Origin of the sequence: Coprococcus sp. LG101-27, assembly GCF_027695515.1 — a bacterium.
In the GTDB taxonomy this organism is placed as follows: domain Bacteria; phylum Bacillota; class Clostridia; order Lachnospirales; family Lachnospiraceae; genus Allocoprococcus; species Allocoprococcus comes.
Genome location: NZ_JAQEUJ010000019.1, coordinates 32594 through 53173, shown reverse-complemented (window position 1 = coordinate 53173; position 20580 = coordinate 32594). Strand labels below are relative to the sequence as shown.

The window sequence follows — 20580 nt, the reverse complement described above, 5'->3', positions numbered from 1 at the left end:
CCGTCCTCCTTACCCTAATATCGTACCTGCTATAATTCCAAGGATCATTCCGCCGATCCCGGTTCCCGCAAGCGCCGCAAGATATAAGAGTACCTTCACCGCTTTGGATTTCTCCTTTTTCACCTTTGGAAGTGCCGGACCAGGCTCCGGTGTTCGCCTCTCCTGCGTCTGTTCCGGTGTCTCCTGCCGCGGCATTCTTTCGATTTCTTCTTGTGTCGGATAGGCAAACGGCATCACATCTGCTTCAAGAGCTGAAAATAATTTTCCATCAATCCACTGAAAATACTGCCAGATCGCCGCATCAAACATCCGGTGGGTGTCCAGAAAATGATACCAGGATTCCACAAAGGTTTTTGTTCGGAAATATTCTCTATACGCCGGTTCCTCCAGAATATCCTTCCAGTGATACAGCTTATTCCGTTCCTTTTCATTCAAATACAGACTGATGCACTGCTCCATGATTTTCCGGACCTCACGGTCATCCGCGCCTTGTCGCTCAGAAGCATCCGCCATATTCTGGAACTGACGGGTCCAGTCACTGTCCCATGTCTGGGAATCTTCCTCTAACTGTACAGGTGGCTCTCCTGCCTCTTCTTCCCGGAAACTTTCCTCAGAATCTTCGTCAGAATGCACAGGAAGTTCTTCATACTGCGCAGAAGATTCTTCTGACTGTGCATCTTCTTTCTGAGGATTTTCCATGTAAGCCTCTTCCGGATTTTTCTCCGGCTCTGCATAATTCCATGTTTCAGATTCCGCTGCTTTTTCCTGCTCCGCTGCTCCCATCTCCATTCTCCGCGGCTCTTCCGGCATCTGTGGCTCTTCCCCTCTTCCCGCATTGCGCTCCGCCCACGCAAGCGCCTCTTCATAGGCATCGTGGATCCTCTGGAATTCCTCCGGATGTTCTTCCGGGTGGAATTCCCTGGACATTGCCGCATATGCTCTCTTTATCTTTTTCTTTTCCGTTGTTGGTTCAATCCCAAGTACCGTAAAACAGTTCATCACTGCTGCCTCCTCCACTCATCATACAGATAAGCTTCTATCTTGACCGGCACCGATCTCTTCGGTGTATTCTCCACAATATCCAGAAGCTCACTTGTCCTTATATACGCCTTCTCGATCGTCCGCAGATCCTGTGCATTTAATGCAACTGAAAAATCTGCCAGGATCTTGTCCAGATATTTTCGGATTTCTCCGGTGTTTTCTTCGTAAAGACGGTCGCCTCTTTCCAGCAGAAGCCGGTTCTTTTCCTGCTCTCTCGGATGGATCTTAATCTTCTGCAGCTCTTTTCTTCTTTCCTCAATCTGCTCTGGTGTCAGATGGATATTTTTGTTGACGATCACCTTACTGAAATGCTCCTTGGTGCTCACCACGGTCACATCCACTTCCAGAATTCCGTTAATGTCATAGGTAAATCGGACATCCACCGCTTCCCTCTGATCCTCTCTTCTTGCCAGCGGCACCGGCACACGGATCCGCCCGAGCTCCAGATTCTGGTCTGCATAGCGGTGCTCGCCCTGTAAAATCGTGATATCACAGTATTCCTGGAACTGATGTACCGTCCAGTATCGCTCCACCCGGCTGATCGGAAGCACCGAATTCCGCTCAATGATCGGAGACATGATCGCCGGTCCCTTGGTATCTCCGTGAATGATCTCGGTTCCAAGTGTAAACGGACAGATGTCTGTAAGAAGTACATCCCGCACTGCCTGCTGCCGCTCCTTGATTCCGGCATACATTCCGACGCCGACCGCAACCGCAACATCCGGATCGATCTCACACCGCGGTCTTTTACCACTCAAAAACTGCAGATAATTCTGCACGATCTTCATCTTACCGGATCCACCGATCATAATGATCTCGTCAATATCCTCCCAGCCATAACCGCTGTCATCCATCGCCCGCTTGAGCGGAATTCCGATTCCTTCAAGCAGCTTTGAGGACACTTCAAGGAGTCCTTTCGCATCCAGCTTCATCTGGTAAACCTGTCCGCCGATCACAACCTCCATCTCGCCCTCCGGCTCACTTGTCAGCGTCCGTTTCAGCTTTTCACTCTCACGGATCAGGCTGGCTCTCTCTTCATTGGTGATCCTGCCCTCATCGATCTGGTTGACACTCAGGAATTTCTCTGCAATTGCACGGTTCACGTCATCTCCGCCGAGATGATTGTCCCCGGCAACTGCCACAATCTCGATCACACTGTCAAATGCATCCACGATCGAGATATCCAGAGTTCCTCCGCCAAAGTCAAACACCAGAAAGGTCTGATCCTCCTTAGTCTTTCCAAAGCGATAGGCAAGTGCTGCCGCCGACGGCTCATTGACCAGACGCTCCACAGTAAGTCCGGCAAGCTCTCCTGCCATCTTCGTCGCATTTCTCTGAAAATCATTAAAATACGCCGGAACACTGATGACTGCCTCTTCAACCGGCTCACCCAGGTATTTTTCCGCATCTTCTTTCAGCTGCCGCAGGACCATGGATGACAGATCTGCCGCTGTAAATTGCCTGTTTCCAAGCATAAATGTCTTCTCCGTCCCCATAAAACGCTTGAAGCTTGCCACTGTACTTTCCGGATGGGAGATCAGCCGCTCTTTCGCCGTTCTCCCTACCAGCATCTCACCGTCCTCATCAATTCCTACTACCGACGGTGTTAAATATTCTCCCAGATTATTTGGAATCAACGTGCATTTATCATCCTGCCATACGCTTACCAGACTGTTTGTTGTTCCAAGATCAATTCCTACCGTTGCCATATGACCGACCTACTTTCTCATTCGTGTTCCTGTTCCATCTCTTTTCGCCCGTTTCAAACGGTTCAGTGTCACTTCTTTTTCATGGAAGATCACCTTGCTCTCCGTTCCTTCTTCAAACAGATATACCTCTTCCACGCTGTCATTTTTCTGTAATTTCATACCGCGCACACCAACTGCACCCTTTTTCTTCTCCGAAACTTCTTCCGCCGGGAAACGGAGCACAAATCCATTCTCCGTCATCAGAACTACATCCTGCACATCCCGGATCGGCCGGATACTTACCAGTGCATCTTCATCCTGCAGTTTCGTTGCCGCGATTGTCCGCTTAGTTACCTGGAATTCACTTCCTGCCACCTTTTTGATCATTCCCTGCTTCGTGACAAACAGAAATTTTGAAAAAAAGAGTTCTCTGTCATCACATAGATATACGATTTCTTCTTTTGTACTGTCAAAATTACTTACATTGTCGATTGGAAATCCTTTGTCCCTGAATTTTCCATAAGGGAGATCCATCACTTTGATCTGATGCATCTTGCCATCCGCTGTAAAAAGACACAACTTGCCGGTATTCATACAGCGCAGAATATACTTATTCTCCTTATCTGCCGCTTCCCGGTTACGTTCATAGACAGATCCATCCACCGTCTTTGCATAACCAAAGCGGTCCATCAGAAGGACAACCTCCTGCTCCTGTACTTTATTTTCCTCAAACACAGCTTCTTCTGCATTCTCGATCTTCGTTTTACGCTTCACGGCATATTCTTTTTTCAGCGCATCCAGATCATCAATGATCACCTGCGCCATAGAATCATAATTATTCAGAATATCCTCATATTTTGCAATATTTGCAAGCGTTGTCTCATGCTCCTTCATCAGCGCCTCGATTTCCAGACCGATCAGCTTGTACAGACGCATCTCCAGAATTGCCTGTGCCTGCCGGTCGGTAAACCGGAGCATGGATGCCATCTTCTCAGATCTTTTCGACTTAAACTTGATCTTCTCTGTCGCACCTGTTGTCAGACATTCTTTTGCATCCCTGATGGACGAGCTTCCACGCAGGATCTCAATGATCAGGTCGATCACGTCACACGCCTTGATCAGACCCTCCTGGATTTCTTTTTTATCCTGCTCTTTTTTCAGCAGCGTCTTGTATTTTCTGGTTGCAAGTTCAAACTGGAAATCTACATGATGTTCGATGATACGTTTGAGTCCCAGTACTTCCGGTCTGCCATCGGCTACCGCAAGCATATTGACACCAAAGGTATCCTCCAGTCTGGTCTTTTTATAAAGCATGTTGATCAGATTGTCCACATTTGCATCACGCTTCACTTCAATTACAATACGGATTCCTTCCTTGGAAGACTGATTGGAAATGTCTACGATGTCACTGGTCTTCTTTGTCTCCACCAGATTGCAGACATCGTTCAGAAATTTACCGATTCCGGCTCCGATCATGGTGTACGGGATTTCGGAAATGACGATCTTCTTCCGTCCGCCTTTTATCTCTTCCACATCTACTTTTCCACGAATCTTGATCTTTCCGGTTCCAGTCTCATAAATTTCTGCCAGATCATCTTTATTGACGACAATCCCGCCTGTCGGGAAATCCGGTCCTTTGATGTACTTCATCAGCTGTTTTGTCGTGATGTCATTGTTCTTCATGTATGCCTTAACCGCATCCACAATTTCGCCCAGGTTATGTGTCGGAATACTGGTTGCCATACCAACTGCGATTCCTTCCGCACCGTTCAGCAGAAGGTTCGGAATTCTTACCGGAAGAACTGCCGGCTCTTTTTCTGTCTCATCAAAATTCGGTACGAAATCAATGATATCTTTGTCCAGATCGGCAAGATATGCCTCCTGTGTGATTTTCGCCAGTCTTGCTTCAGTATAACGCATGGCTGCAGCCCCGTCTCCTTCAATGGAGCCGAAGTTTCCATGACCATCTACCAGGATCATTCCTTTTTTGAATTCCTGTGCCATAACAACCAGCGCTTCATAGATCGAGCTGTCTCCATGTGGATGATATTTACCCATGGTATCCCCGACAATACGCGCACATTTACGATATGGTCTGTCATAACGGATTCCCAGCTCATACATGTCATAGAGTGTTCTTCTCTGTACCGGTTTCAAACCATCCCTGACATCCGGGAGGGCTCTGGAAATGATAACACTCATGGCATAGTCAATATATGATTTTTTCATCAGCTCCGAATATTCCGTCCGGATGATCTGTGACTCTTCCATTTTCTCTTACCTCTTCTAGTTTATGTTTTCTGATGCACAGACTTTCCCCTTTTGAAAATCCATGCCTTTCCGATCTGTTTTTAAATATCCAGTTCTGCCTCTGTCGCATTTTCATAAATAAATGCGCGGCGCGGCGGAACTTCTGTTCCCATCAGCATCTCTGTTACACCGGATGCCATACGTGCATCCTCGATCTCGATCCGTTTCATCATTCGAGTTTCCGGGTTGAGGGTTGTCTCCCAGAGCTGCTCTGCATCCATTTCACCCAGACCTTTGTATCGCTGCAGGGTAAAGTCGGAATGTGTCTTTCTATATCTCTCCAGTGCCTTATCATCGTAAAGGTACTCTTCTTCTCCCTTTTTCGGCATTGCCTTATAAAGCGGCGGCATTGCCACGTAGACATGACCTTCGTATATCAGTTCCGGCATAAACCGGTAGAATAAGGTCAGCAACAGTGTGGAAATATGCGCTCCATCCACGTCCGCATCCGCCATGATGATAATCTTGTCATACCGCAGCTTTGTGATATCAAAGTCATTACCATATCCCTCTGAAAATCCACATCCGAATGCATTGATCATGGTCTTGATCTCGGCATTTGCCAGAACCTTATCGATGCTTGCTTTTTCCACGTTCAGGATTTTTCCACGGATCGGCAGGATTGCCTGATACATTCTGTCACGGGCAGTCTTTGCGCTTCCTCCCGCAGAATCTCCCTCAACGATGAAGATTTCACATTTGGATGCATCCCTGCTCTCACAGTTGGCAAGCTTACCGTTACTGTCAAAAGAATATTTCTGCCTGGTCAGAAGATTCGTCTTTGCCTTTTCCTCGGTCTTACGGATCTTTGCTGCTTTTTCTGCACAGGAAAGAACCTTTTTCAGTGTCTCCAGATTCCGGTCAAAGAAACGCGGGATCTCATCACTGGTCACCTTTCCGGTTGCTTTTGCCGCATCCTGGTTGTCCAGCTTTGTTTTGGTCTGTCCCTCAAATCTCGGATCCGGGTGCTTGATCGATACGATCGCCGTCATTCCGTTCCGCACATCCGCACCGGTAAAGTTGGCATCCTTATCCTTTAACACACCGATTTCACGGGCATACTGGTTCATGATCGTCGTAAATGTCGTCTTGAACCCGGTCAGATGGGTTCCCCCTTCCGCATTATAAATATTGTTGCAGAAGCCTAGTACATTTTCATGAAATTCATTCACATACTGGAATGCAACTTCCACTTCGATACCTTCTGCCTCTCCTTTATAGTAAACCGGATCGTGGATCACTTCTTTTTTGGAATTCAGATCCTTGATAAATCCAATGATCCCATCCGGTTCATGATACTCAATCCTCTCTTCCTGTATCTTTCTTTTGTCTGTAAATATAATCGTCAGTTCCGGATTCAGGTAGGCTGTCTCATGCAGTCGGCTCTTGATCTCTTCTTCTTTAAATCTCGTCTTCTCAAAAATCGTCGGATCCGGAAGAAAATTGACACAGGTTCCGGTCTTTTTGGTCTTTCCGATCACCGGAAGAAGCCCATCCTCCAGTTCTACCACCGGAATTCCTCTCTCATAACGGTCGTGGTGGATCGCACCGTCACGGCTGATCTTTACATCCATATAAGTAGACAGTGCATTAACAACCGAAGAACCTACTCCATGCAGACCGCCACTTGTCTTGTATGCCGAATCATCGAACTTGCCTCCCGCATGAAGGGTAGTATATACGATTCTGGCTGCCGATACTCCTTTTGCATGCATGCCTACCGGCACACCTCGTCCATTATCTGTTACCGTTGCAGAACCATCCTTTTCCAGTGTCACCTCGATCTGTGAACAAAATCCTGCCAGATGCTCATCTACCGCATTATCTACAATTTCGTACACCAGGTGGTTAAGCCCCTTGGTACTGACGCTTCCAATATACATTCCCGGTCTTTTCCGGACGGCTTCAAGTCCTTCCAGAATGGTAATACTCTCCGCGTCATATGTAGTCTTTTTTGCCATTTTCTTTCTCTCCTCTTATGATCTATCCTAAAATATCCAGGTAAAATCCTGCGGCAGCAGCCTCCTTACAATTTCCCGGATTCCCTGATCTGTTTCTTCAATTCAATAAGAAAAATTCTATCTCAATTTCAATCCTCTTGTCAAGCCAAATTGACCCTCCCTACCATTATAACATATTTTATATCATTAAACTTCTGTAGTTTCCATTCTGTCATAAGAATACTCCCTCTATCGTCCGGTCAGCACACTATTTAAAAGGTCTGCCAGCACCTCCATGGCATTTTGCATTTCCTCTACCGTGTTGGTCTGCGCGCCCGCCTCAATAAGAAGCATCCGCGGCATCAGATCCATATTGTATTTATAGCCGCGAAGATAGTTTCTCCTTGCAAATCCCGGATATTTTGTTTCTGCCGCAATCTTCATCTGCAGGGAAAATGCAAGATTATCCTGCAAATATGGATTGGCCATTCCGACAAGGTCTCCGTTTACCCGCGTCCGGCTCAGTCCGTTAAAAAACATGATCTGTGCCGTCGGTTTCCCATTTATCTCTGTCACCAGATGCGTAGTATCCGCCACGCCGTCTCTATGCAGATCGACCACCACTTCGATACTCGGATTTTCCGCAAGGATCTGTTCCACCTCAGGTTTGGCAAATTCATAGGCCTCGCTCCGGTCCAGTTTCCCATTGATCAGATCATATACACCCTCATGATGCATGGTCGGAATCTTGTATTTGTTATTTAAAATCTCCGTCAGATAACGCCCGATCCCTACAATTGAGGTGGACGGATCATTGTCCGAATCTACGAATGTCTCCTGGGAATGGGTGTGATAGATCAGGATTTTCGAACCGCCCGTACTCAGATCGATCCTCAAATCCTTTCCAAGCAGCTCCGAAGCGTTCAATTCCGAAGGATTGATATAAGTCACGCTGTCCACCGTATAAAAATTGCTCACAAGATATTCAAAATCATTTAGCCGCTCCATTGAAAGATCCATCGTCGGTACGGACGCCTGCCTTGTCTCTTCACTTTTGTCTTTCCCGATAAGCTGTCCATTTTCATCCACCGAATTCTCTTCTTCTGCCTGCTTTTTTGCAAGAATCGCATAGGTAGCCTCATCTTCTGTCAGAAGCTCTGCCGCCTCCCGTTCAGTCACATAATTGCCAAGAGGAATCAGAGCAGATGCCATGTGGACAACAGCCTCCGTCACCCGGATTTCTCCTTGTTTTTTTTCCGTATATGTAACTCCCGGCATATAAAGTCGCTCCGCATTCTCCTGAACACTCTGGATCATCCTGATCTTCCAGGACTTCGGGATCAGTGAACCGCTGCTTTTTGCTTCCAGTCCCCAGATTCCCAAAATCATAATGGCAAGAAGCACACAAATTCTCTGTTCTTTTTTCATCTGCGCGCCTCCCTGCCAGTTTCTGAAGATCGCTGTAGCAAAACCATATCTTTCCAGACTGGATCCTGCCCCGGACCTTTTGTGTCATATTGACATAATATATGCAGCTCACTGCCTGATTATGTCGCTGAAGCTGCAAAAAGCATATTCAGTGCCTCCGAAATCGTATAACTGATTCGCCTGACGGTCTCATCAATATCTTTTGGTGTTACAAACATTCCATTTAAATGTGGCGCGATCAGTTCTTTGATCAGCTCATATTTTTCTACCGGACTGTATCCTTTGATCACACTTGCCATGCCTTTTAAAGATTCAGATACTTCCACTGCACTGAGCAGATTATCCATCGTATCGCCTACAATGGTTGCCGCATCCACTACAGTCGGCACACCGATTGCAATCACCGGGATCCCGACTGTCTTTTCCGTGATTGCATTTCGGTGATTTCCCACCCCGGATCCCGGATTGATTCCCGTATCCGCAATCTGGATCGTCCGGTTCAGCCTTTTTGAATTTCTCGCTGCCAACGCATCGATCACCAGAAGGATATCCGGTTTTGTCTCTGCCACCACCCCCCGGATCACCTCCACAGTCTCCATTCCGGTCTGCCCCATAACCCCCGGCACGATCGCGCTGACCGACCAGACCTCATCTTCCCCTGTTGCATACTTTCCGTACTCCTCAATGATATGCCTTGTGATATGCAGGTTGTCTACCACATAAGGACCAAGTGCATCCGGTGTCACCTGGCGGTTGCCAAGACCGACCACCAGGATCTTTTCCATCTTTCTTTTAGGGAGCAGTTCTCCAATGAATTTCCGGAGCTGCTGTGAAATCTCCTCATGATATCCTTCATCGGGAACTGCCATTTCCGGTGCCTCGATCGTGATATAGCTGCCAACCGGTTTCCCCATCACTTTTGCTCCGTTTTCGGTCTCAATCCTCACGGTCGTGATGCGGATCTCATTTTCCTCATCATACTCTTCCGTCAAGATCACACCCTGAACCTCAACATGGTCAGATTCAAACCGTTCCTTCTCTTCCAGCGCCAGATCCGTCCTGATATTATACTTTTCAACCATAGTCCTCTCCCATTTCTGTATTTTCTGTCTTATTCACTTAGTTTTTCGCAAAAAATTGGAATTATGTATTGACAAGCAATCTTTCTTCGCCTAAAATAAATAAGTGTGTTCGACGGATGTTCCGTGTCACTTTTCGTCGAATTCAATATTATGATTATATAATTTATGAAATGATAATTTGGAGGTGTCGGAAATGGCTAATATTAAATCCGCAAAAAAGAGAATTTTAGTAACTGAGACAAAGACAGCTAGAAATAAAGCAATCAAATCTAAAGTGAAAACTTATGTAAAGAAAGTTGAAACTGCTGTTGAAAAGAAAGACGTTGAAGCTGCAAAGGTTGCATTAAAAGAAGCAATCTCTGTAATCAACAAAGCAGGAAGCAAGGGTGTTTACCACAAAAATACTTGCGCAAGAAAGATCTCTCGTTTAACAAAAGCTGTTAACGAAATTGCTTAATTCCGGTTTCGAGATAAATAATGAATGATAAAAAGGCAGCCATCCCGTCAGTGGCTGTCTTTTTTTGTTTTCATAAATCTTTCAAAAAAGAGTCTGTACTGAAATGCTGTTTGTATTCGGTACAGACTTTTTTTGTCTTCTGATTTTCTCTTATAATTTAGAATAACCGTAGCTGTTCACGATAGCTTCGATCCGCTGTCCTTCTCTGCACTTCGGGCAATCTTCCGGAGAATATGCTCTGTAATGTGGAAGATCACTGCTTGTGAAGATCGTATTGACTTCCATTCCTGCAATCTTGTTGACTGAACTGAAAATTGCGCTGATTCCGCAGACTCTTCCACCGTAGTAGAGAACAGACTCGATTGCTTGTTTGACAGATTTACCGGTTGTGATGGACGCTGCAAGGATCAGAACCTGTTTGTTCTCAACCATTCTCTGTTTGTTGTCACGGAACAGGATCTGTCCGTCCTGATACATCTCCGGGGTAATAATGGAAATGTTGTTTCCTTTGCTGAGTGAGTACTGGTTCTCATCGGCAAGCTGCTCGGCAAGGAAGGTTCCGATCACTTCTGTCTCTTCCATGCAAACGATGGTATCTACCGTTGTGTTAGAAAGGTAAGCTGCTGCAAGAACTTTTGCAGTTTCACGGGCGTTGTTGTGACGGGATTTGACCGTTGACATGTCGATGTAGGTGTTGATGTGGGAATGACTTGTTGCAAAGTGTCCTTTTAAAATTTTAATTCGCGCCTTTGGGTTTTTAGCGGAGCGAAGGTCTTCCAGTCTTTCATCCATTTCTAGTTCCTCCTTTAAGTTGTTTTGGTGGTTTTGACTGGTTTTAGTATAGCACAGAGGGGTAGGTTGTGCAATATGTATATTGTGGGGGGAGTATGGTGGAGGGATGGGATGGGTGTTTAGAGGGGACGCCAAACTGGCGCATAGCGCGGTTTGGCTGGATGTGTTTGTGGAAGGACGGGACTTTTGTTTTGGGGGGACGCCAAACTGGCGCATAGCGCGGTTTGGCTGGGATGTGTTTGTGGAAGGACGGGACTTTTGTTTTGAGGGGACGCGGAATTGGCGCATAGCGCGATTCCGCTGGGTGTGTTTGTGAGTTTGTGGGTCGAATGATTTACATACAAGCCGGTCAGAGTCTCACAAGCAGAGCTTGTTCGACCGTTGGCGGCGCCAACTAACTAATCAGAAATAGAAGGAGTCCCGGAAAAGCATGCGAGCATGTTTTTCCGGGACTCCTTCTATTTCCGCTTAGCTGACCGGCTTGTTGCCTATCGCTTAGTTATTGATCAGTTTGTCTTCACCATTCCAGCTGTAGAGTTTTCTGATTTCTTCTCCTACTACTTCTGATGGATGTTCTGCGGCTTTCTTTCTCATTGCTTTGAAGTGTACCTGACGTCCTGCCGGTGACATGTCGAGAAGGAATTCTTTTGCGAATGTTCCGTCCTGGATGTCTGAAAGGATCTTCTTCATTGCTTTCTTTGTATCTTCTGTAATGATCTTTGGTCCTGTGATGTAATCACCGTATTCTGCTGTGTTGGAGATTGAGTATCTCATTCCGGCGAATCCGCTCTGGTAGATCAGGTCTACGATAAGTTTCATTTCATGGATGCATTCGAAGTATGCGTTTCTTGGATCGTATCCTGCTTCGCAAAGTGTTTCGAAACCTGTCTGCATAAGGGCACATACACCACCGCAAAGTACAGCCTGTTCTCCGAAGAGGTCTGTTTCTGTCTCTACTCTGTATGTTGTTTCAAGAAGTCCTGCTCTTGCTCCACCGATTGCAAGACCGTAAGCAAGTGCTCTGTCCCAGGCTTTTCCTGTGTAATCCTGTTCTACTGCGATCAGACATGGTGTTCCTTTTCCTGCCTGATATTCGCTTCTTACTGTATGTCCCGGTGCTTTTGGAGCAATCATTGTTACATCTACATATGCCGGAGGTGTGATGCATCCGAAGTGGATGTTGAATCCGTGTGCGAACATCAGCATATTACCTTCCTCAAGGTTTGGTTCGATGTCTTTCTTATACATATCAGCCTGAAGTTCATCGTTGATAAGGACCATAATGATATCAGCTTTCTTTGCAGCTTCTGCTGCTGTATATACTTCAAATCCCTGAGCTTCTGCTTTTGCCCATGATTTGCTTCCTTCGTAGAGACCGATAATGACATTGCATCCTGAATCTTTCAGGTTCAGTGCATGTGCATGTCCCTGGCTACCATATCCGATGATAGCGATTGTCTGTCCTTCTAATACTGATAAATTACAGTCTTCCTGATAAAAAATTCTTGCTGCCATTTTTAATTTCCTCCTATGACTTATTGATTCTATAGAGTTAAAGGCTCCATGCCCCTAGCTTTCTTATGTAACTACTGCTGCATCCCTGAAGGTGCTGCTTTCGGGCTCGTCGCTCTTTTCAAAACGTCTCTCTGCTTTAATCAAACATGATCACATCATCGCTTCCGCGCTTCAGTCCGGTAATACCGGTTCTTGCCAGTTCCAGGATCTCATATCCTTCCAGAAGCTCCATAAACGCTTTCAGCTTTGATTCGGTTCCCGTCAGTTCAATCATCAGACAGTCTTTTTCAACATCAACGATCTTCGCACGGAAAATATCTGCCAGTGAAATAAGGTCTGCTCTTTCAGATGCATTTGCACGAACCTTGATCATAACCAGTTCTCTGCATACTGAATTGCTGTCGTTTAACGGCTTCACCTCAATCACATCTTCCATCTTGCGAACCTGCTTCTCGATCTGTGAAAGAATCTGTTCATCTCCACTTGCTACGATCGTGATCCTTGTAAATCTCGGATCTGCAGTTGTACCTGCGGTAATACTTTCAATATTGTACCCCCGTCTGCTGAACAATCCTGCCATACGGCTTAATAGTCCCGGATTGTTATAAACCAAAATTGAATAAGCTTGTTTTCTCATAACATACTCCTTTACTTTACAAAACAGAGTGCGTTCTGTTTTTTTATTGTAGCAATTGACACCACCTTTGTCAAGTAGCTTTCTAAAATTTTATCACTTTAATTCGATTTTATCAATTACAGGAACCTCTAATTATCGTTTTCACACTGATTTTTCCGGATTTTGTCAAAATATATCCTTTTATCATCTGAACATATAATTCTTCAATTGCCTGCCGGACAAATCGTTTTTTGTCAAATTCGACTGTTGTCAGCTGCGGGCGGCAAATGAGTGCTGTTTCTTCTTTTCCGACTGCCATCACTTCAATTTCCTCCGGCACCTTGATTTCCAGATCATGCAGATAACCGACAGCTTCTGCTCCCTGTACGGCAGATGCAAATACGAGCATATCTGCGGATAAAGCAAGCCCTGCCAGCCGGATTTTATAGAACATTCTACGCAGATCCCTGTCTTTTGGAATTTCCAGATATTGTTCTTCTTCAAGACAGCAACCTTTTTTTGAAAATATTTTCTGCATTCCCTGCCATACCGCTTTTCCGTACTCTTCCGTTCCATCCAGAAACCAGATTCTCCGTTCCTCTCTTTTAAACAGAAACCTTGCGACTTCCTCACCGGCTTTTCCGTAAATCCGGTCTGTTCTGTATATCGCAGCCACCGGAACTGCACACATCTGCCGGATTCTTGTACACTCCTCTTCATTGAGCCAGATACAGATAACCCCATCCAGTTTCCATACCGCCGCATATCGTACAAATTCTTCTGCTGTTTTTACAAAATGCAGCAGCATATAGTATTCTCTCTCATCCAGACTCTTCTCAATCTCACGCAGTATTTCTTCTAATTTTTCACTCTCCTGCTCCCATTCCTGCCTTTTTCCAACAACTACAGCAATCATCCCGGAAGATTTTCCAGAAAGGATACGTGCTCCCATGCTTGGGGCATATTCCTGTTCATCCAGGATCTCCTCTATCCTTTTTCTCGTCTTTCTTGATACTTTTTCCGTTCTTCCATGGATCACATTCGATACAGTTGTTGCACTCACTCCGGCTATTTTTGCAATATCTTTGATCCTGATTTTCCCCTCAGCCATTTCTTTTCCCCCACTTATTTCTTTTGTTTTCTCTGTTTCTACTATCTTACACTTCTTTTCTTCTATCTTACTAATTCGCATTTTTTCGACAGCACCTGTAACTTTTCGATAAAATATTTTCCAGATCATTGCCCGGATACTCGCCTTGTGCTATCCTTAACCTGTTAAATATTTTTTTCAGATACAGGAGATTGAATTATGGATGGTATTATATTTGACGTAGACGGCACACTCTGGGACTCAACCGAAGCAGTTGCCAGATCCTGGAATCAGGCGATAGATGAGAATACGGATTTTTCCCTCTCACTTACAGCTGATGGGCTTAAGTCACTTTTCGGAAAAACTATGGATGAGATCACGCTTGCACTCTTTCCTTCCTGCCCAAAAGAAGAACGTGACCGGATCGGCTATCTTTGCTTTGACTATGAAAACCGGCTGCTTGAAACCGATCATGGTGTTCTTTACCCGGATGTTGCACGGACACTGGAAAGCCTTTCTCAGAAAATCGATCTTTATATCGTCAGCAACTGCCAGTGTGGATATATCGAAGTTTTTCTAAAAACGATGGGACTCAGAAAATATATCAAAGATTTTTTATGCTTTGGTCAGACACAGGTTCCAAAAAATGAATCCATCCGTCTTCTGATGGAGCGCAATCATCTGCAGGATGTGGTTTATGTCGGAGATACTTCAGGTGATTTTGATGCCTGCCAGAAAGCAGACGTTCCTTTTATTTATGCTTCGTATGGATTTGGTGATATTCCAGATCCACCAAGACAGATTGGCGCAATCAGGGAACTTCCTGCTCTTCTTGGACTGTAGATTTTCTCTGTTTATGTTCCTGGTTCAGGATTATATAGCAGTTTTTTCCATCATTCAGCATCTGCAGAGTCTGCCACCGGTAGTTTCCTTCCATACACATGACAATATAAAAAGATCAGAGTCTGATAATCACATTTTTTATCATTCTCTGATCTTTTTATATTGAATTCTTTCCAGTGGATTTTTCCTTTTCTTTATTCCACATCCTCTTCATCAAATTCACACACCACATAATATCCCTGCGGTGTCTGCTTTACGTCAATCACCTTTCCCTGTCCTGACTTAAGTCTCTGCCATGAACGATAATTGGCGCTCATTGCCACAGCCGGCTCAATCGTATAATAAAAATACGCAGCTACAACGCCCTCTGTCACATCAACAATCTGTCCGGGTTCAACCAGTCCCGGACGCTCCATTTTAAATTCCATCTGTCTCATTTCCGCTTGATACCTGCCTCTTTTTCTATATTGTATTCGTTTTTTCTTGTAATTGCAAGTATTTACACAGTCTGTTTTGTGACGAAGCTTTGAAGTAGAACGCCGCTGTCAGGTGGTCTTTTTAGCCACCTGATCTAAAACAACTGAAATCACATTATCCTTCGTTCTATTCGGATTTCTTACACTGTTTTTCATGCAGAACTTCCGGAACGATCATATAATGCTCCTCAATCAATTTTGCTGTCTTTTCAACAGGCAATTCTTTTATTCCTTTTAAAAGGATCTCATGATTGTAGCGAAGTACATCAAAGGGGATGATGGATTCAACACCCATTGTATAATATCCGCACAAATTGCTTTCCCGGAGCATTGCCCATATTTTATATAAGGTTTCGCACTTTGCTGCTCGAACAATGCATGAATGAAACTGTTCATCATAACACATAATGTGGTACACATCTTTTTCTTTCGCAGCTTCTTCCATCTGGTCCAGACACTCATCCATTTCCCGTTCGATTTCTTCCGGAAGTTTTCCGGCAATGATCCTGATTGCCAGAACTTCCAGGGTAGAGCGGACAAGATATTTTTCCTGCATTTCTTCATAGGAAATCGTCTTTACTGTACTGCCTTTATGAGACTCATAAACAACAAATCCTTCCTCCCCGATATGACGCAGGGCTTCTCTGACCGGTCCCCGGCTTACATGAAACTTCTCCGCAATATCTTCTTCTACAATTCGTTCCCCCGGTTTGATCTTCCCCCGAATGATATCTTCTCTTAATACATCAGCGATTTGCTGCCAAAGAGTTTTTCTTTGTATTGATGCCTTCCTGGTATAATCCATTCATTCTTCCTTTCAGATTTTTGCAGTTTTTTTATAAAAAGAACAGGCTGATCCCCACAATTACTGCCAGTGTAATGGCCAGAGCCGGCCAGAGTGCCCAGAATGCCCCCAAAACCATTGCCAGATAATCTCCCTTTTCAAAAACAATGTTCTGGTCACTCATCTGCTTTTTAAATTCCAGGAACTTTTTATCCTGTTCTTCCAACTGTCTTCCTCGTTTGCTGTATCCTCCAAAAAAGCTCATGCTAATTCCTTTCTGATTTTATGAATCCTTTTCTACGCCGAGTGGATTATGACAGGCTACAAAATGTCCCGGTCTCATTTCCACAAGTTCCGGTGTAATATGCTTACAGATTTCTGTACAGTATTTACATCTTGTATGGAACTTACATCCTTTCGGCGGATGAACCGGACTTGGGATATCTCCTTCAAGCGGGATCATCTCTCTGTTAGAATCTACGTCTGTCGTCGGAATTGCTGATAACAGCGCTTCTGTATATGGATGTGTAGGGTGATCAAACATTTCCTGTGACTCTGCAAGCTCTACGATGTTTCCAAGGTACATAACACCAATTCGGTCACTGATATATTTTACAACACTCAAACCATGTGAGATAAATAAGTATGCAAGATTGTCTTCGCTTCCGAGATCTTTCAGAAGGTTGACGATCTGCGACTGAATGGAAACGTCAAGTGCGGAAACCGCCTCATCGCAGACTACGAATCTTGGCTTTAACGCAAGAGCACGCGCAATACCGATTCTCTGTCTCTGTCCACCGGAGAACTGATGTGGATAACGATGGATCATATATGGTGCAAGTCCACATTTTTCCATGACTTCCATGACATATGCCTGCATTTTTTCATCATTTTTCTTAAAAATGCCATGTGCAAGAAGACCTTCTCCGATGATCTGTCCAACTGTCATACGCGGATTCAGTGATGAGTATGGATCCTGGAAGATCATCTGCATATCTTTACGTAGGAAACGCATTTCTTGTGTTTTCAGTCTCGCAAGATCTACTCCATTATCACGGTATGATTCGTATTTTGTAAAAGCTTCATCGTTTTTATATTTACTGCGGAGTTCTTCTAACTTCTTCTCCGCTTTTTCAAGTTCCACTTTCTTCTCTGCGATTTCTTTTTTCTTATCGACACCTTCCATCTGGTTTTTTTCATTTAAACCGCTGAGCACTCTGGCAACTTTGAATTTTTCAAGCAGTAACTGTTCTGCTTCTTTTGTGTCATCTAAGCTGTAGAATCCACCAATGATCTGAACAAGATTCAGGAATTCCATATTACATTTCTTCTGGATATTTTCACATTCAGCCTGTTTCTGGAATTTTTCCGCAGAATCTTCCATTTTTTCATATTCCGCTTTTAATGATTCTGCCTTCGCTTCTAATTCGGCAATTTTCTTTTTACCAGAAGAAATATTTTTGATTGTTTCGTCTACATAAAGCGGTGCCATATCGGTAAGAGTTCTGCCGTAATACATTGTCTTACCTTCTGTCTGTTTGTAGATCTGAAGTAAAGTTCTTCCAAATGTTGATTTTCCACATCCGGATTCTCCAACAAGACCAACTGTTTCTCCTTCGTAAATATTCAAAGTAATTCCGTCATTGGCTCTTACATACTCCTGCTCTTTCTGGAATAACTTTGTTTTCTTAAGTGGAAACCACTGTTTTAGATCCGTGACCTTCAAAAGCACTTTCTTTTCATCATTATTTGGCATGGCGTGCCTCCTTATCCGGGTAGAAACAACGAATCAAGTGATTGTCTTCTGCCAACTCTAATTTTGGTTCTTCATTCATACATTTCTCTGTTGCATATTTACAACGCGGAGCGAATTTGCATCCCTTCGGAAGATTGAGCGGATGAGGTACTGCTCCCGGAATTGCCTCAAGTCTTGCTCCGACCGGTGTATCCAGACGTGGAATTGAAGTCATAAGTCCTTCCGTATATGGATGTGAACAGGTTGTCTCTTTTGCAAAGATAGTTCTTGCTTTACACATTTCCACAACCTGACCACAATACATAACTGCCACTTCATCTGCCATCTGGTTGATAACTCCAAGGTCATGTGTAATGAACAGAATAGAGGTCCCTTTTTCCTTTTTCAGTTCATTCATCAGCTTTAAGATCTGTGCCTGAATGGTAACGTCCAAAGCAGTAGTCGGTTCGTCAGCGATCAGAAGACTTGGTTCGCAGGCAAGAGCCATGGCGATCATAACTCTCTGACGCATTCCACCTGACAGCTGATGCGGGAACTGTTTCATAACAGATTCCGGATTCGGGATCTTAACAGCTTTTAACATTTCAAGTGATTTCTCACTTGCTTCTTTTTTTGTGATTTTCTGATGGGTTAAATAAACTTCATTTAACTGTTTTTCGATCGTATATACCGGGTTCAAACTTGTCATCGGTTCCTGGAAAATAACGGAAATCTCATTTCCACGAATCTGGTACATATCATTGATTGTACACTCCGCAAGATTTCTTCCCTTGAAAGTAATTGTACCGCTGTCGATATATCCGTTTCCATCCAAAAGTTTTAAGATACTCATTGCCGATACACTCTTTCCACTTCCGGATTCTCCTACGATACCTAATGTTTTCCCAGACTCTACTCGATAGGAAACACCGTTGACCGCTTTTACAATTCCTTTTTTTGTCTTAAAAAATGTATGTAGATCATCTACTTCCAATAAATATGCCATCGTTATTCCTACCTTTCATTTGCTTTCGGGTCAACTGCTCTACGAAGTCCGTCACCAAACAAGTTGATACTTACAGTACAAAGTCCTAATACAACTGACGGAAATACCCATCTCCACCAGTACTGTGAGATAACTTCTGAAGAACGACAGTTGTTCAGCATATTTCCCCATGAAGGAATTGGCTCTGCAACACCGAATCCTAAGAAGGATAATCCGGATTCTGTCAGCATACAGGTTGCAAATGAGATTGTTGCCTGTACGATAATGATCGTCATTACGTTCGGTACGATATGACGGAAAATAATATTCTTTTCTCTTACACCCAGTGCTTTTGCAGCGACAACGAATTCTTTGTTACGTTCTGCAAGCACCTGTGCACGGACAAGACCTGCGATACCGGTCCATCCGAGGAAACCGAGGATCAACATGATCATGATGATTCTTCCGACATCAGATACTTTATTTCCGATCAAAGCTGAAAGAATCAGTGCCAGCGGGATAAACGGAAGGGATCCGACAACCTCTGCCAGACGCATAAGAAGGATATCCACAGTTCCACCGTAGTATCCGGAAATACCCCCTACTAAGATACCGATCGCGAACTGGATGATAACAGCGATGAATCCGACTGTCATAGTCATCTGTCCACCCTTTAAGATACGGTAAAATACGTTTCTTCCAAGATTATCTGTTCCAAGTAAGTAACCTTTCAGTCCCCATGTCACAACAGAGCCGTCTTCTTTGATAATACAGTTCTGATAATAGCCGGAAGCTAATTTTGCAATATTGGTTGCCTTAGCAGGAACCTTTGCCTGATTGTTTTCATTTCCGCCCCAGGCTACTGCGTTTCCATCTTCTGTCACAACAACAAGATGGTTACGTCCACCTGAAATATCCACTGCTTTGCCCTGCACTTCTTCCGGTACGGAGAAAATATGGTCGTGGTTGTTTCCCCAGACTTTTACAGTACCATCTTTTAATACAGCTGCTGCTGCTTTATCTGTTAAAGCGATTTTTTCTACTTTTCCCTGAATCTCTTCCGGTACATTATCTAAAGCAGTTTCTTTCTTTGCAAGCGAGATGACTTTTCCATCCTTTGTAAGGGCAATGGCTGTCTGAATATTTGCTTTTACTTCTTTGACTTTTTCGTCCTTTACATTAGCTGTAGAAATATCAACTGCACTTGTATTTCCCCATGAAACAACTTTTCCGTCTTCTGTTACAACAACGGATACCTGATATCCTGCTTCAATATCAGCAATCTTTTTGCCTTTCAGTTCCGGCGGAATCACATTAAGACCCATTCGGTTGAAGCCCCAGGTGTATAAGTTACCTTTATCGTTGATTGCTAGCACGTGGTCCTGACCAACTGCGATATCAACAACTTTTCCCATATCAGCCGGAATTTTTTTCAGGTTTTTCGTTAACTGTCCCCACTCATAAACGTAACCGTCTTTGTCTACTCCTACACCATATGTCGGACCAAATTCAATCACTTCGGCATTGTCTTTTAAATCTGACGGAACCGAAAGAAATGAAAATCCCGGTGCGATATTTTTCTGTGTTGGATCCTGATAGTTTAAATCCTGGTGAAACCAGATCGGAAGGATGAAGCACATTGCAAAAATTGATACAAATACGATCAATCCTCCCATAGCCAGTTTGTTTTCCAGCAGATTTTTTATAATCGTACGAAAAGGACTTTGCATCTGTTCTTCTTCAAGAACGGAACGCTGCTCTTTTTCTTTCTTCTTTCCAAATAACATTTGTCTTCCTC

The 20580-nt window shown here is 44.2% G+C and carries 18 protein-coding genes; 2 read left to right on the top strand and 16 right to left on the bottom strand.

What is annotated here, in order from left to right:
- Positions 1 to 9: 9 nt before the first annotated feature.
- The 6 genes from PG766_RS12635 to gpr all read right to left on the bottom strand — a co-directional run bounded on the left by PG766_RS12635 (position 10) and on the right by gpr (position 9489).
- A complete protein-coding gene (locus tag PG766_RS12635; protein WP_117556495.1) occupies positions 10 to 999 on the bottom strand; it encodes a DnaJ domain-containing protein in 990 nt (329 codons plus the stop codon).
- A complete protein-coding gene (locus PG766_RS12630) occupies positions 999 to 2750 on the bottom strand; it encodes a molecular chaperone HscC (RefSeq protein WP_118199201.1) in 1752 nt (583 codons plus the stop codon). The genes PG766_RS12635 and PG766_RS12630 overlap by 1 nt, the downstream gene beginning before the upstream one ends.
- Before the next feature lie 9 nt (positions 2751 to 2759).
- A complete protein-coding gene (locus PG766_RS12625; RefSeq protein WP_118199202.1) occupies positions 2760 to 5000 on the bottom strand; it encodes a DNA gyrase/topoisomerase IV subunit A in 2241 nt (746 codons plus the stop codon).
- Between the two features lie 80 nt (positions 5001 to 5080).
- The gene (locus tag PG766_RS12620) at positions 5081 to 7000 is read right to left on the bottom strand and encodes a DNA gyrase/topoisomerase IV subunit B (RefSeq protein ID WP_118199203.1); all 1920 of its coding nucleotides are present in this window, start codon (positions 6998 to 7000) and stop codon (positions 5081 to 5083) included.
- Positions 7001 to 7228: 228 nt separating this feature from the next.
- Entirely contained in the window at positions 7229 to 8407 is a 1179-nt protein-coding gene (locus tag PG766_RS12615) for a stage II sporulation protein P (RefSeq protein WP_118199204.1), read from the bottom strand.
- Positions 8408 to 8526: 119 nt separating this feature from the next.
- Positions 8527 to 9489, bottom strand: coding sequence for a GPR endopeptidase (gpr, locus tag PG766_RS12610; protein ID WP_270590923.1), 963 nt, complete (start codon positions 9487 to 9489; stop codon positions 8527 to 8529).
- Positions 9490 to 9682: 193 nt separating this feature from the next.
- Here gpr and rpsT point away from each other — a divergent pair, with 193 nt between their 5' ends.
- Positions 9683 to 9946, top strand: a complete 264-nt coding sequence (rpsT, locus tag PG766_RS12605; protein WP_008369333.1) for a 30S ribosomal protein S20 — start codon at positions 9683 to 9685, stop codon at positions 9944 to 9946.
- A 150-nt stretch (positions 9947 to 10096) separates the two neighbouring features.
- Here rpsT and PG766_RS12600 read toward each other — a convergent pair whose 3' ends face one another.
- The 4 genes from PG766_RS12600 to PG766_RS12585 form a co-directional block, all read right to left on the bottom strand.
- On the bottom strand, positions 10097 to 10738 hold the full coding sequence (locus PG766_RS12600; protein ID WP_008369334.1) for an orotate phosphoribosyltransferase: 642 nt from the start codon (positions 10736 to 10738) through the stop codon (positions 10097 to 10099).
- A 495-nt stretch (positions 10739 to 11233) separates the two neighbouring features.
- A complete protein-coding gene (ilvC, locus tag PG766_RS12595; protein WP_118199207.1) occupies positions 11234 to 12253 on the bottom strand; it encodes a ketol-acid reductoisomerase in 1020 nt (339 codons plus the stop codon).
- A 136-nt stretch (positions 12254 to 12389) separates the two neighbouring features.
- Positions 12390 to 12890, bottom strand: a complete 501-nt coding sequence (ilvN, locus tag PG766_RS12590; protein WP_117556485.1) for an acetolactate synthase small subunit — start codon at positions 12888 to 12890, stop codon at positions 12390 to 12392.
- Between the two features lie 112 nt (positions 12891 to 13002).
- On the bottom strand, positions 13003 to 13980 hold the full coding sequence (locus PG766_RS12585; RefSeq protein ID WP_173824958.1) for a LacI family DNA-binding transcriptional regulator: 978 nt from the start codon (positions 13978 to 13980) through the stop codon (positions 13003 to 13005).
- Between the two features lie 198 nt (positions 13981 to 14178).
- Here PG766_RS12585 and PG766_RS12580 point away from each other — a divergent pair, with 198 nt between their 5' ends.
- Complete coding sequence (locus tag PG766_RS12580; protein WP_118199209.1) at positions 14179 to 14802, top strand: HAD family hydrolase; 624 nt, start codon at positions 14179 to 14181, stop codon at positions 14800 to 14802.
- Between the two features lie 194 nt (positions 14803 to 14996).
- Here PG766_RS12580 and PG766_RS12575 read toward each other — a convergent pair whose 3' ends face one another.
- The 6 genes from PG766_RS12575 to PG766_RS12545 form a co-directional block, all read right to left on the bottom strand.
- Positions 14997 to 15239, bottom strand: coding sequence for a hypothetical protein (locus PG766_RS12575; RefSeq protein WP_008369354.1), 243 nt, complete (start codon positions 15237 to 15239; stop codon positions 14997 to 14999).
- A gap of 166 nt (positions 15240 to 15405) precedes the next feature.
- Positions 15406 to 16083, bottom strand: coding sequence for a GntR family transcriptional regulator (locus PG766_RS12570; RefSeq protein WP_117823778.1), 678 nt, complete (start codon positions 16081 to 16083; stop codon positions 15406 to 15408).
- 31 nt (positions 16084 to 16114) lie between these two features.
- Positions 16115 to 16327: a hypothetical protein gene (locus PG766_RS12565; RefSeq protein WP_008369357.1), complete on the bottom strand. Its 213-nt coding sequence runs from the start codon at positions 16325 to 16327 to the stop codon at positions 16115 to 16117.
- A gap of 18 nt (positions 16328 to 16345) precedes the next feature.
- Positions 16346 to 17818, bottom strand: coding sequence for an oligopeptide/dipeptide ABC transporter ATP-binding protein (locus tag PG766_RS16980; RefSeq protein ID WP_118199210.1), 1473 nt, complete (start codon positions 17816 to 17818; stop codon positions 16346 to 16348).
- Positions 17808 to 18803: an ABC transporter ATP-binding protein gene (locus PG766_RS12550; protein ID WP_117556475.1), complete on the bottom strand. Its 996-nt coding sequence runs from the start codon at positions 18801 to 18803 to the stop codon at positions 17808 to 17810. The genes PG766_RS16980 and PG766_RS12550 overlap by 11 nt, the downstream gene beginning before the upstream one ends.
- A gap of 8 nt (positions 18804 to 18811) precedes the next feature.
- A complete protein-coding gene (locus PG766_RS12545; protein ID WP_117556473.1) occupies positions 18812 to 20569 on the bottom strand; it encodes an ABC transporter permease subunit in 1758 nt (585 codons plus the stop codon).
- Between the last annotated feature and the right edge of the window lie 11 nt (positions 20570 to 20580).